Genomic DNA, 13207 nt, shown 5'->3' on the forward strand with positions numbered 1-13207 from the left:
GGGGGGTGTTCAGAACAGTCATCTGGACAGTCATCCTCAGCCGGCGGTGTAGGCGGTGTACTCGTCGGCGGACAGCAGCTCCTCCTGCTCACCCGCGACGCGTACCTTGAACAGCCACCCGCCCTCGAAGGGGGCGGAGTTCACCAGCGACGGGTCGTCGACGACGTCCTGGTTGACCTCGACGATCTCGCCGTCGACCGGCGAGTACAGCTCGCTGACCGACTTGGTCGACTCCAGCTCACCGCAGGACTCGCCCGCGGTGACCGTGGCGCCGACCTCCGGGAGTTCCACGAAGACGACATCGCCGAGCGCGTTGGCCGCGTGCTCGGTGATGCCCACCGTCGAGACGCCGTCCTCGGCGGCCGACAGCCACTCGTGCTCCTTGCTGTAGCGCAGCTGCTGGGGGTTGCTCATGGCCTGAATTCTCCTGTACGCGAGGGTGTGCTGATGAAGGGGGACCGCTCAGGGCACGCGTGAGCAGCACGAATGTGCGCAGGGTCACGTGCCCGACGGGGACAGTCTCTACTTCTGGCGCTTGTAGAACGGCAGGGCCACGATCTCGTACGGCTCGTGGCTGCCCCGGATGTCCACACCGACGCCCTCGGTGCCCGGCGCGGCGTGCGCGGCGTCGACGTAGGCCATCGCGATGGGCTTGCCCAGGGTGGGGGAGGGGGCGCCGGAGGTGACCTCGCCGATCACCTCGCCGCCGGAGACGACCAGGAACCCGGCGCGCGGGATCCGCCGGCCCTCGGCGACCAGGCCGACCAGGACCCGCGGCGGCTTCGAGGCGGCGCGCTCGGCGGCCGCCAGCAGGGCCTCGCGGCCCACGAAGTCGCCCTCCTTCTCGAACTTCACCACGCGCCCGAGGCCCGCGTCGAAGGGGGTCAGCGACGTCGACAGCTCGTGCCCGTACAGCGGCATGCCCGCCTCCAGGCGCAGGGTGTCCCGGCAGGACAGACCGCAGGGGACCAGCCCGACGCCCGCGCCCGCCTCGGTCAGCGCCTGCCACAGCCGGACCGCGTGCTCGGGCTTCACGAACAGCTCGAAGCCGTCCTCGCCGGTGTAGCCGGTACGCGCGATCAGCGCGGGCACCCCGGCGACCGTGCCCGGCAGTCCCGCGTAGTACTTCAGCCCGTCGAGGTCGGCGTCGGTGAGCGACTTCAGGATGCCCGGCGACTCGGGCCCCTGGACGGCGATCAGCGCGTACGCGTCCCGGTCGTCGCGCACCTCGGCGTCGAACCCGGCGGACCGCTCCACCAGCGCGTCCAGCACCACCTCGGCGTTGGAGGCGTTCGCGACGACCATGAACTCGGCGTCCGCGAGCCGGTAGACGATCAGGTCGTCCAGGATGCCGCCGTCGGCCCGGCAGATCATCGTGTAGCGGGCGCGGCCCACGCCGACCGCCGCGAGGTCGCCGACCAGGGCGTGGTTCAGCAGGTCGGCCGCCTGCGGACCGGTGACGGTGATCTCGCCCATGTGCGAGAGGTCGAAGAGCCCGGCCCGGGTCCGCACGGCGGTGTGTTCTTCACGCTCGGAGCCGTAGCGCAGCGGCATGTCCCAGCCGGCGAAGTCGGTCATCGTCGCACCGAGCGAGCGATGCAGGGCATCGAGCGCGGTGAGGCGGAGTTCGGTACTGCTCATCGGTCGGTCGTCTCCCAAGGCATGACGGGCGAGGTCGTTCCTCCCCGTTCCTCCCCATCTGTCATCGGAACCTGAGAGGTTCGCCATGACCACGGACATGGTCAGGGCTTGCACCTTGGGTGGGACCGCCGGAGACGGCGGCCCGCTTTTCAGATGTGCCTCGCCCGCGCGGTAACGGGGCCTGAGAGATTCAAGGGAGGGACTTGCTCCTTCGGCGCCCCGGCGAAAACTGCTGCTGGGGACTCTCCCGCGCGGATTCAAACGGCCGGTATGCAGTTGGCGCGGACATCATTGCACGCCCGCACCCGATCGTGGCAGGCCGCATCTGTAACCGGCTTGTGTCTGTACGCGCACGAAATGACGAGGCATCGCGCATTACCTTCTCTTTACGCTCGATGGGGAGGAGGGACTTACCCGAACCCCAGGGGAGGACGATCACGGTGGACAGGACCACGGCGAGGACCACGGCATTCGCGACCACCTCGGCGCTCACGCTGCCCGCACTGCCCGCACAGCCCACGGGCCGGGCCCGGGAGGCCTGCGGTCCGCGGACCGTCCCCGTCGTCCGCGATCTGCGCGAGCGCGACGGCCACAGCCCGCACGGACTGCTCTTCGGCCCCCGCGACCTGGTCGTCGTCACCGGACTCCCCGGCAGCGGCAAGTCCACGCTGATGCGGCGCGCCGTGCAGGGCGCGGCGATCGACTCCCAGGACACCCGTGACCGCTGGGACGCCCGCACCCCCCGCCTCCTGCCCTACGCCCTCTACCGCCCCCTCGTCCGCCTCGCCCACTTCGCCGCGCTGCGCCGCGCCCTGCGCAGCGGCGAGGGCGTCGTCGTGCACGACTGCGGTACGCAGACCTGGGTGCGCGACTGGCTGGCCCGCGAGGCCCGCCGCCGGGGCGGCACCCTGCACCTGCTCCTCCTCGACGTCACCCCGGACACCGCGGTCGAGGGCCAGCGCGAGCGCGGCCGCGGTGTCTCGCGGTACGCGTTCCTGCGGCACCGCAGGGCCGCCGCCCGCCTGGTCCGCGCCGTGGAGAAGGGCCGGCTGCCCGCCGGGGTCGGCTCGGCGGTGCTGCTCGACCGGGACTCGGCGGACGCCCTGAACCGGATCGGGTTCACCGCATGAGCCTCCCGGACCTTCCGCGGACTGAGGAAAGCCCCCTCGAACCCGCTAGCCTTTCAGCCACCACAGCGGTTCCCAGCAGGCGGTAGGCAGATGGACTTCCCCCCGGCGGACTTCCCGGTCTCCCCGGACTTCCCGGCGCAGGCACACCCCCATCCCCACAGCGGATGGCCCGGCAACGAACTGGAGGAGGTGCTCTCCGTCTCCCTCGGCATGCCCGGCGCCGGCGCGCGGATCGTGGAGGTGCTCGGGCGCAGCTTCGTCTGGGTGCCCCTGCCCAACGGCGGCGGCCCGCACAGCGGCCCCCTCGACCTGCCCACGCTGGACCTGGAGGGCCAGGTCTATGTGCCGGTGTTCAGCTCCGAGGAGCAGTTCCGCCAGGCCGCCGGCTCCCACATGTCGTACACGATCGCCCCGGCGGTCGAGTTCGCCCGCGGGCTGCCCCCGCAGGTCGGGCTGCTCGTCAACCCGGACGGCACGGTCGGTGTCCCGCTGCCCCCGCCGGCCGTGGCCGAGCTGTGCCGCACCGGCCGCACGGTGCTGGACGGACCCGCGAGCGGCGGCCGCGTCCGCCTCTTCGAGCCCGACTGGCAGGAGGATCCGATGGAGTTCCTCGCCGCGGCCTCCGCCGAGTTCGAGGCGACCGGCGTGGTCCGCACGGCCCGCCGCTGCCTCGCCGCCGTCGAGACGGCCGACCCGGTCATGTTCGTGGGCGTCGAACTCTCCCGCCTGGACCCCGAGGTCCGCGAACTCCCCCTGGACGCCCTGGGCCGGGCGTTGGGCACGACCCCGGTGAACTGGCCGGTCAACCTGATCCTCCTGGACATGGCCCAGGACCCGGTGGCCGAGTGGATGCGCGACCGCATACGGCCCTTCTACACGAGGCTCGCCTAGGAACCGCGGTGCGAGCAGCCGACCTGAAGGGGCGCGGGGCCGTAGCGATATGCGGCTCCGCCGCGGGGCGCGGCAGGCCCCAACGCACCCGCACCCGCCGACGCGCAACGGGCTCTGCCCCACTGGGCGCTTAAGCTGTTCACAGACGTGGGGCAATTCATGAAGAAGGGGCGGTTCAGGTGAGCGCCAGCGGCATCGCGGCCGGACAGGTCGAGCACATGCTGCGCCAGGTCACGCCCGGGCGCTACGACGCCTACGAGGCCCTCCTGCGCGCGCTCGCGACCCCCGCCTCCGGCCAGGTCTGGATGCTTCTGTGGCACGGCCGGGCGGGCTCCCCGGACGCCCAGTACGGGAACATGGAGGTCGACGGCCACGGCTACGCCCCCTGTGTCACCTCCGCCCAGGAACTCTCGGCGAGCGGCTGGAACCGCGGCTACGAGGTGGTCGACGGGGTCGACGTGGCCCGCACCCTCTACCCCGACCACTACGGCCTCTGGCTGAACCCGCACGCGCCGGGCGGCGGCGTCGGCATCCCCTGGCTGGACCTGCGCCGGATCGCCACCGGCCTGGACCGTCAGCCCGCCGGTCCCCTGCGGCTGTCCGAACCCGGCATCGAGATCCCCCAGTTCTACGCCCTGCTCGCGCAGAACGCCCACCGCACCCCGGCGGTCCGCGCGCTGCGCCGCGCCTGGGTGCAGCCGGCGCTGGGCGCCCCCTACCTGGCCATCGGGCTCGACGTGTACGACACCTCCCCGCCGGCCGTGGACGCCGTACGGGCGATGATGCAGCAGTCGATCGGGGCCGTACCGGACGGGCTGCCGGTGTCGACGGTCGCCATGACCGACGAGCACGACCCGGTCGTGATGTGGATGCGGGCCGGTGCGCGCCCGTTCTACGACCGTGAGGCCCATGTCCCGGCCGCCCCGGCGCAGGCTCCCGCGGGCGGTTACGGCTACCCGCCCGCCGGCCGGTACTGATTTCCGGACGCCGCTTCACGGACCCTGAGTCATCATCCCGTTCTCCGACCGGAGTTCTTCGCGCGTAGATGGCGACGATAGATCACGACCTTATCCGGTATGTCCCTATTCGTCGACGTCCGCCCCCCGTTACCCGCCGTCCGGATAACGGAACCCTTCTACCCGCATCACGTTTACGCATCCTTTCGTCGCCAACTCTGGCTACAGATCGCCAAAGCGTTGAAGACTCCCGGTCCAGGGGACTTCGTCCCTGTGTACGACGGACTGAATGTGCCGCTACAAGCGGCAAGTGCGCGCCGGTCACCGCCGGTTGAGAGGGGTCCCTGCCAGATGACGGCACCATTGCACGAGCCGACCGCGGAAGCGGCCCCGAGCGCGGCTGAAGAAGCGGCGGTCGCCACCGGTGGCGCCAAGGCCGTACAGGGCCGTTCCCTGGGCCGGATCGCCTGGGAGCGCCTGAAGCGGGACAAACTCGCCCTGACCGGCGGCGTCGTGGTGCTTCTGCTCGTCGTGGTCTCGCTGCTCGCCCCGGTCATCTCGGGCCTGCTGGACCAGGACCCGAACGAGTATCACGAGAACCTCATCGACCCGCTGTTCGGCACCCCGACCGGGTCCCTCGGCGGCATCAGCGGCGAGCACCTGCTGGGCGTCGAGCCGGTCAACGGCCGTGACATCTTCGCCCGCATCCTCTACGGCGCCCGGATCTCGCTCCTGGTCGGCTTCGCGTCCGCGGTCGTCGCCGTCGTCCTCGGCACCGTCCTCGGCATCCTCGCCGGCTTCTTCGGCGGCTGGGTCGACTCCGTCATCAGCCGCGTCATGGACGGTCTGCTCGCCTTCCCCCAGCTGCTGTTCATCATCGCGCTGGTCTCCGTCATGCCGAACGACCTGCTGGGCCTGACCGGTTCCAGCGTGCGTGTGTTCGTGATGATCCTGGTCATCGGATTCTTCGGCTGGCCGTACATCGGACGTGTGGTCCGCGGTCAGACGCTCTCCCTGCGCGAGCGCGAGTACGTCGAGGCGGCCCGGTCCCTGGGCGCCGGGCGGCTGTACATCCTGTTCAAGGAGCTGCTGCCCAACCTCGTCGCCCCCATCGTCGTCTACACGACGATGATGATCCCCACCAACATCCTCACCGAGGCGGCCCTGAGCTTCCTGGGCGTCGGCGTCAAGCCGCCCACCGCCTCCTGGGGACAGATGCTCTCGAGCGCGATCGACTACTACGAGTCCGACCCCATGTACATGGTGGTCCCGGGTGTGGCGATCTTCATCACCGTGCTGGCCTTCAACCTCTTCGGCGACGGCGTCCGGGACGCGCTGGACCCGAAGGCGTCCCGCTGAACCGCAAGTACCCCCGAACCGCCGCAGTACAGCCCGCACGACTGCCGCACCCCCAAACGTCCCGTGACACCGACACGGGGTCTCTCATCAATCCGGAGGATCCGAGATCGTGACTACCCAACGCACCTCAGGGCGGCGGAAGCAGGCGTTTGCCGCTGCCGCCGCGGTCGCCGCGCTGCTGACCACGGCGGCGTGCGGCGGTGGCGGAAGCGACGACAGCGGCAAGGGTTCGAGCACCGGTGCCGCCGGCTTCGACGCCGCGAACAACAAGGTCGCCCAGGCCTCCCTGGCCAAGAAGGGCGGCACGCTGAAGTTCGGTGGCGCCCAGGACGCCGACTCGTGGGACACCACGCGCGGTTACTACGGCTTCATGTGGAACTTCGCGCGCTACTACAGCCGCCAGCTGGTCACGGGCAAGACGGAGCCGGGCAAGGCGGGCGCCACGCTCACCCCGGACCTCGCCACCGGCCTGGCCAAGGTCACGGACGACGGCAAGACCTACACGTACACCCTGCGTGACGGGGCCACGTGGGAGGACGGCAAGCCGGTCACGTCCAAGGACGTGAAGTACGGCATCGAGCGCGTGTGGGCGCAGGACGTGCTGTCCGGCGGTCCCGTGTACCTGAAGGACGTCCTCGACCCCAAGGGCACGTACAAGGGCCCCTACAAGGACACCTCCAAGGACAAGCTCGGTCTGAAGGCGATCGACACGCCGGACGACAAGACCATCGTCTTCCACCTGCCCCAGGCCAACTCGGACTTCGAGGAGATGCTGGCCCTCGTCTCGGCCTCCCCGGTCCGCCAGGACCAGGACACCAAGTCCAAGTACGGTCTGCACCCGTTCTCGTCCGGCCCGTACAAGTTCGCCTCGTACAGCCCGGGCAAGGAACTGACCCTGGTCCGCAACGACAAGTGGAGCCAGGCCTCGGACCCGATCCGCAAGGCCTACCCGGACAAGATCACCGTCACGTTCTTCTCGGACGCCAACCAGCTCGACCAGCGTCTGCTCAACGGTGACCTCGACCTGGACATCAACCAGACCGGCATGTCGCCGCAGGGCCGCACCACCGCCCTGAAGGAGCACAAGGGCAACCTGGACAACCCGGTCTCCGGCTACATCCGTTACGCGGTCTTCCCGCAGAGCGTGAAGCCGTTCGACAACGTCGAGTGCCGCAAGGCCGTCATCTACGGCGCCGACCACGTCTCGCTCCAGACCGCGCGCGGCGGCCCGGTGGCCGGTGGCGACATCGGCACCAACATGCTCCCGCCGTCCGTCCCGGGCGCCGAGGGCCAGAAGTACGACCCGTACGAGATCTCGGGCAAGAACAAGGCGGGCAACGCGGAGCTGGCCAAGGCGGCCCTGAAGGCCTGCGGTCAGCCGAACGGCTTCAAGACCACCATCGCGGTCCGCAACAACAAGCCGGTCGAGGTGGCCACCGCCCAGTCGCTCCAGGCGTCGCTGAAGAAGATCGGCATCGACGCGCAGATCGACCAGTACGACGGCTCGCAGACCACCGGCATCATCGGTAGCCCCGAGAACGTGAAGAAGAAGGGCTACGGCATCATCATCATGGGCTGGGGCCCGGACTTCCCCACCGTCCAGGGCTTCGGTCTGCCCCTCTGGGACAGCAAGTACATCCTCGACAGCGGTAACTCCAACTACGCGCTGATCAAGGACAAGACGATCGACGGTCTCTTCGACTCCTACGTCACCACGCTGGACGACGCGGGCAAGGAGAAGATCTCCTCGGAGATCAACCACAAGGTGATGGAGGGCGCGTACTACCTGCCCTTCGTCTTCGAGAAGTTCATCAACTGGCGCTCGGACAACCTCGCGAACGTCTACACGACCGACAACTACAGCGGTCAGTACGACTTCGTGAACCTCGGTCTGAAGAACCCCAAGAAGTAACCCCGGCCACCCGCCGAACGGCACGAAAGGCAGGTGAAGGCCGGCGCGGCGTGATCGCGGGCCACCGGAAGACCTCCGGTGGCCCGCGGTCCGCGGCGGGCCGAGAGCTGTGCTCGCTTACCTCATCAGGCGGCTGTTCGCCGCCGCAGTGATGCTCGTGGTCATCATCATGGTGGTCTTCGGCATCTTCTTCCTCGTCCCCAAGTGGGCGGGCGTGGACATCGCCACGAGCTTCGTGGGCAAGCAGGCCGACCCGGCCGCCGTCGAGGGCGTGCGGCAGAAGCTGGGCCTGGACACCCCGATCTACGCCCAGGTCTGGGAGTTCTTCAAGGGCATCTTCGTCGGCCGCACCTACTCGGGCGGCGGGGACACCATTCACTGCGCCGCCCCGTGCTTCGGCTACTCCTTCCGCAGCGAGCAGGCCGTCTGGCCGGTGCTCACCGACCGCTTCCCGGTGACCCTGGGTCTCGCGCTCGGTGCCGCCGTACTCTGGCTGGTCTTCGGTGTCGCCGCGGGTGTGCTCTCCGCCCTCAAGCGGGGCACCCTGTGGGACCGCGGTGCGATGGTGGTCGCCCTCGCGGGCGTCTCCCTGCCCATCTACTTCACCGGCATGCTCAGCCTCGCGATCTTCGCGTTCGGGCTGCACTGGATCGACGCCCAGTACGTGCCGCTGGAGGACAGCTTCTCGGGCTGGCTCGGCGCCATGATCCTGCCCTGGATCACCCTCGCGTTCCTCTACGCGGCGATGTACGCCCGGATCACCCGCGCCACCATGCTGGAGATCCTCGGTGAGGACTACATCCGCACGGCCCGCGCGAAGGGCCTCAAGGAGCAGACCGTCATCGGCAAGCACGCCATGCGCTCGACGATGACCCCGATCCTCACCATGCTCGGCATGGACCTCGGCGCCCTCATCGGCGGCGCGATCCTCACCGAGTCCACGTTCAACCTGCCCGGTCTCGGCCGGGCCGTGCTCGATGCCATCCGCAACCAGGACCTGCCCATCATCGTGGGCGTCACCCTGATCACCTCGCTGGCGGTCCTCTTCGCCAACCTCGTGGTGGACATCCTGTACGCCGTGATCGACCCCCGAGTGAGGCTCACGTGACCGAACTCAGCAAGAGCGGAACGGCCGTGAACGAGCCCACCTCGACCTCGTCGGCCCCCTCCGCCTTCCTCGAAGTACGCGACCTGAAGGTGCACTTCCCCACCGACGACGGCCTGGTCAAGTCCGTCGACGGGCTCAGCTTCCAGCTGGAGAAGGGCAAGACACTCGGGATCGTCGGCGAGTCCGGTTCCGGCAAGTCGGTGACCTCGCTCGGCATCATGGGCTTGCACACCGCCGGCCAGTACGGCAAGCGCAAGGCGCAGATCTCCGGCGAGATCTGGCTGAACGGCACCGAACTGCTCGGCGCCGACCCGGACTACGTCCGCAAGCTGCGTGGCCGCGAGATGGCGATGATCTTCCAGGATCCGCTGTCGGCGCTCCACCCGTACTACACGATCGGTCAGCAGATCGTGGAGGCGTACCGGATCCACCACGACGTCGACAAGAAGACCGCGCGCCGACGCGCGATCGAGATGCTCGACCGGGTCGGCATCCCGCAGCCCGACAAGCGCGTCGACAACTACCCGCACGAGTTCTCCGGCGGTATGCGCCAGCGCGCGATGATCGCGATGTCGCTGGTCAACAACCCCGAACTGCTCATCGCGGACGAGCCGACGACCGCCCTGGACGTGACCGTCCAGGCGCAGATCCTGGACCTCATCCGGGACCTCCAGAAGGAGTTCGGCTCCGCGGTCATCGTCATCACCCACGACCTGGGCGTCGTCGCCGAACTCGCCGACGACCTGCTGGTGATGTACGGCGGCCGCTGTGTCGAGCGCGGACCGGCCGAGAAGGTGTTCTACGAGCCCCGCCACCCCTACACCTGGGGTCTGCTGGGCTCGATGCCGCGGCTGGACCGCGACCAGCAGGAGCGCCTGATCCCGGTCAAGGGCTCCCCGCCCTCCCTGATCAACGTCCCGTCCGGCTGCGCCTTCAACCCGCGCTGCCCGTACGCGGACCTCCCGAAGGACAACGTCACCCGCACCGTCCGGCCCGAGCTCGCCGAGGTCGGCAGCCGGCACTGGGCGGCCTGCCATCTGGGCAAGGAGCAGCGGGAGCGGATCTGGACCGAAGAGATTGCGCCGAAGCTGTGAGTGACGAGAAAGCGGTGAAGATTCCCGCACAGGCCGGCGAGAGCCGTCGTACCGACGGCGAGGTGCTGCTGAAGGTCACCGGGCTGCAGAAGCACTTCCCGATCAAGAAGGGCCTGCTCCAGCGGCAGGTCGGGGCGGTGCACGCGGTCGACGGCCTGGACTTCGAGGTCCGCTCCGGCGAAACCCTCGGCGTGGTCGGCGAGTCCGGCTGCGGCAAGTCGACGATGGGCCGGCTGATCACCCGGCTCCTCGAACCGACCGGCGGCAAGGTCGAGTTCGAGGGCAAGGACATCACGCACCTCGGCGTGGGCGGGATGCGTCCGCTGCGCCGCGACGTTCAGATGATCTTCCAGGACCCGTACTCCTCGCTGAACCCGCGCCACACCATCGGCACGATCATCGGCGCTCCCTTCAAGCTCCAGGGTGTGACGCCCGAGGGCGGCATCAAGAAGGAAGTGCAGCGGCTGCTGTCGGTCGTGGGGCTCAACCCCGAGCACTACAACCGCTATCCGCACGAGTTCTCCGGCGGTCAGCGTCAGCGCATCGGCATCGCCCGCGCGCTCGCGCTCAACCCGAAGCTGGTCGTCGCCGACGAGCCGGTGTCCGCGCTGGACGTCTCGATCCAGGCGCAGGTGGTGAACCTGCTGGACGACCTCCAGCAGGAGCTGGGCCTGACGTACGTGATCATCGCGCACGACCTCTCGGTCGTCCGCCACGTCTCGGACCGGATCGCGGTGATGTACCTCGGCAAGATCGTGGAGCTGGCCGACCGCGACCTGCTCTACAAGTCGCCGATGCACCCGTACACCAAGGCGCTGATGTCGGCGGTGCCGATCCCGGACCCCCGGCGCAAGAACGCCAAGAGCGAGCGGATCCTGCTCAAGGGCGATGTGCCCTCGCCGATCTCGCCGCCGAGCGGCTGCCGCTTCCACACCCGGTGCTGGAAGGCGACGCAGATCTGCAAGACCACCGAGCCGCCGCTGCTGGAGCTGCGTCCCGGTCAGCAGGTCGCCTGCCACCACCCGGAGAACTTCGCGGACCAGGCGCCGCAGGACACCGTCCTGCTGACGGTCGCGAAGGAGGCGGCGGAGCTGGTGGCCGACGAGGTACTCGCCGAGTCGGCGGAGACATCGGCGGCGGTGGCGGCAGTGGTGGCCACGGAGACGACCACTTCCGAGGCCACCGAGGCTGCCGGGACTCCCGAGGTTGCTGAAGCCCCCGGGACTCCCGCGGTTGCTGAGGCCAGCGAGGTCGCTGAGGCTACCGGGGCTCCCGAGATCCCTCAGATTCCTGAGGGCATCGAGAGCGGCGAGACCGCCGAGACTGGCGAGACCAGCGAGGCTGCCGAGGTTGCTGAGGCCAGCGAGGCTGCCGAGGCCTCCGAGGTTGCTGAGGCTCCCGAGGTTGCTGAGGGTACGGAGGCTCCCGAGATCCCTCAGATTCCTGAGGGCATCGAGACCGCCGAGACCAGCGAGGCCACCGAGGCCACCGAGGCCACCGAGGCCACCGACGCCCCCGCAGCCCCCGGGACCGCTCAGGTCTCCAAGGTCGAGAGCCAGGAGTCAACCGACAAGTAGCGCATGACGAGTTGGCAAAGTCATGCACATGCCCGAACGGGAGAGGTCAGAGTCGTCCGCGTCCGACTTATCGGCACAGGCTCGAAGGGACGACCATGGCACTCTCCCGTTCGGCACGTTTAGGGGCCCTCGCGACCGCGGCGGCCTCTTTTCTCGTCATCGCCGCCTCCGCCGCCCCCACCCCGGGCGCCGACGGCATCGGCGACAGCTACTTCCCGCAGCTCGGCAACGGCGGCTTCGACGCCCGCCACTACGACCTCTCCCTCGCCTACGATCCCGACACCGACCGCCTCGACGGCCGTACGACGATCACCGCCCGCGCCACGCAGAACCTCTCGTCCTTCGACCTGGACCTCCAGAAACTGGAGGTCACCCGGGTCGAGGTGAACGGCAGACGGGCCCAGTTCACCCGCGACGGCGACGAGATCCGCGTCACCCCGCGCGGCACGCTCCGCAAGGGCGGCACCTTCGAGGTCACGGTCACCTACGGCGGCGTCCCCGAACCCCTCGGCGGCCCCATCGTGTTCGGCTCGGACTACGGCTGGATGAAGACCGACGACGGCGTGTTCGTCGCCTGCGAGCCCAACGCCGCCTCCACCTGGTTCCCGTCCAGCGACCACCCCTCCGACAAGGCCACCTACGACATCCGGATCAAGGCTCCCAAGGGCCTGACCGCCGTCTCCAACGGCCGGCTGGTCTCGACGTACGACAAGGGCGCCTCGACGTACACCCACTGGCGCGAGAAGAAGCCGATGGCGACCTACCTCGCGACCGCCACGATCGGGAAGTTCGACGTGAGGACCGGGACGACCCCCGGCGGCACCCCGATCTACGTCGCCATCGACCCGGTGCTGGCGAACAGCAACAACGTCGACGTGTACGCCGTGACGGCCGCCGCCACCGACTACTGGTCGCAGGTCTTCGGGCCGTACCCGTTCGAGGAGACCGGCGCGATCGTGGACGACATGCCGCAGGCCGGCTTCTCGCTGGAGGTGCAGTCCAAGCCGGTGTACTCGGCGGTGCGCAGCGAGTCGACGATCGTGCACGAGCTGGCCCACCAGTGGTTCGGCGACTCGGTGTCGGTGGCGCACTGGAAGGACATCTGGCTGAACGAGGGCTTCGCCACCTACGCCCAGTGGCTGTGGGCCGAGCACCAGGGCACCCGCCCGGCGCACGACTCCTTCCTGGCCGGCTACAACGCCCGCCCCGCCGACTCCGCCTTCTGGCAGGTCACCGTCGGCGACCCGCAGCGCGACACGATGTTCGCCTCCGCCGTCTACCAGCGCGGCGCGATGACCCTCCAGCTCCTGCGCGAGCGGATCGGCGACACCGCGTTCTTCAAGCTGCTCCCGGCCTGGACGAAACTGCACCGCTACGGCAACGCGGACACCGGCGACTTCGTCCGCCTCGCCGAGCGGATCTCCGGGCAGCAGTTGGACGACCTCTTCCAGACCTGGCTGTTCACCACAGGGAAACCGTCTCTGTAACGCCGTATCGCCTGGCTTTGTAAGGTCCACCCCGACTTACGGGTGACAATGT

General features: G+C 69.2%; 11 protein-coding genes and 2 riboswitches. Of the genes, 9 read left to right on the forward strand and 2 right to left on the reverse strand.

Annotated elements, in window-relative coordinates; genetic code table 11:
- Window positions 1-36: 36 nt before the first annotated feature.
- Both gcvH and gcvT read right to left on the reverse strand, forming a co-directional pair.
- Window positions 37-414 (reverse strand): glycine cleavage system protein GcvH, encoded by a 378-nt coding sequence (gene gcvH / locus AQJ64_RS27565; RefSeq protein WP_055633574.1) that lies wholly within the window; start codon window positions 412-414, stop codon window positions 37-39.
- A gap of 108 nt (window positions 415-522) precedes the next feature.
- Window positions 523-1641: a glycine cleavage system aminomethyltransferase GcvT gene (gene gcvT, locus AQJ64_RS27570; protein ID WP_055633575.1), complete on the reverse strand. Its 1119-nt coding sequence runs from the start codon at window positions 1639-1641 to the stop codon at window positions 523-525.
- Window positions 1642-1689: 48 nt separating this feature from the next.
- Window positions 1690-1800, reverse strand: a riboswitch (glycine riboswitch).
- Window positions 1801-1901: riboswitch (glycine riboswitch) on the reverse strand.
- A gap of 135 nt (window positions 1902-2036) precedes the next feature.
- On the opposite strand from gcvT, the gene AQJ64_RS27575 reads away from it, so the two are divergent.
- The 9 genes from AQJ64_RS27575 to AQJ64_RS27615 all read left to right on the forward strand — a co-directional run bounded on the left by AQJ64_RS27575 (window position 2037) and on the right by AQJ64_RS27615 (window position 13155).
- A complete protein-coding gene (locus AQJ64_RS27575; RefSeq protein ID WP_079061981.1) occupies window positions 2037-2771 on the forward strand; it encodes an AAA family ATPase in 735 nt (244 codons plus the stop codon).
- A gap of 90 nt (window positions 2772-2861) precedes the next feature.
- Complete coding sequence (locus tag AQJ64_RS27580) at window positions 2862-3662, forward strand: enhanced serine sensitivity protein SseB (protein ID WP_055633577.1); 801 nt, start codon at window positions 2862-2864, stop codon at window positions 3660-3662.
- A 179-nt stretch (window positions 3663-3841) separates the two neighbouring features.
- On the forward strand, window positions 3842-4639 hold the full coding sequence (locus tag AQJ64_RS27585) for an enhanced serine sensitivity protein SseB C-terminal domain-containing protein (RefSeq protein ID WP_055633578.1): 798 nt from the start codon (window positions 3842-3844) through the stop codon (window positions 4637-4639).
- A gap of 330 nt (window positions 4640-4969) precedes the next feature.
- Window positions 4970-5977 (forward strand): ABC transporter permease, encoded by a 1008-nt coding sequence (locus AQJ64_RS27590; protein ID WP_055633579.1) that lies wholly within the window; start codon window positions 4970-4972, stop codon window positions 5975-5977.
- Window positions 5978-6086: 109 nt separating this feature from the next.
- Window positions 6087-7889 carry an ABC transporter substrate-binding protein gene (locus AQJ64_RS27595; RefSeq protein WP_055633580.1) on the forward strand — a complete coding sequence of 601 codons (1803 nt, stop codon included), beginning with the start codon at window positions 6087-6089 and terminating at the stop codon, window positions 7887-7889.
- Window positions 7890-7998: 109 nt separating this feature from the next.
- Window positions 7999-8997, forward strand: coding sequence for an ABC transporter permease (locus AQJ64_RS27600; protein ID WP_055633581.1), 999 nt, complete (start codon window positions 7999-8001; stop codon window positions 8995-8997).
- Window positions 8994-10091, forward strand: a complete 1098-nt coding sequence (locus AQJ64_RS27605; protein WP_055633582.1) for an ABC transporter ATP-binding protein — start codon at window positions 8994-8996, stop codon at window positions 10089-10091. Before AQJ64_RS27600 ends, AQJ64_RS27605 begins: the two co-directional genes overlap by 4 nt.
- 14 nt (window positions 10092-10105) lie before the next feature.
- The gene (locus AQJ64_RS27610) at window positions 10106-11668 is read left to right on the forward strand and encodes an ABC transporter ATP-binding protein (RefSeq protein ID WP_420876527.1); all 1563 of its coding nucleotides are present in this window, start codon (window positions 10106-10108) and stop codon (window positions 11666-11668) included.
- A gap of 95 nt (window positions 11669-11763) precedes the next feature.
- On the forward strand, window positions 11764-13155 hold the full coding sequence (locus AQJ64_RS27615; protein WP_055633583.1) for a M1 family metallopeptidase: 1392 nt from the start codon (window positions 11764-11766) through the stop codon (window positions 13153-13155).
- Window positions 13156-13207: the final 52 nt, after the last annotated feature.

Origin of the sequence: Streptomyces griseoruber (genome assembly GCF_001514205.1) — a bacterium.
GTDB lineage: Bacteria > Actinomycetota > Actinomycetes > Streptomycetales > Streptomycetaceae > Streptomyces > Streptomyces griseoruber.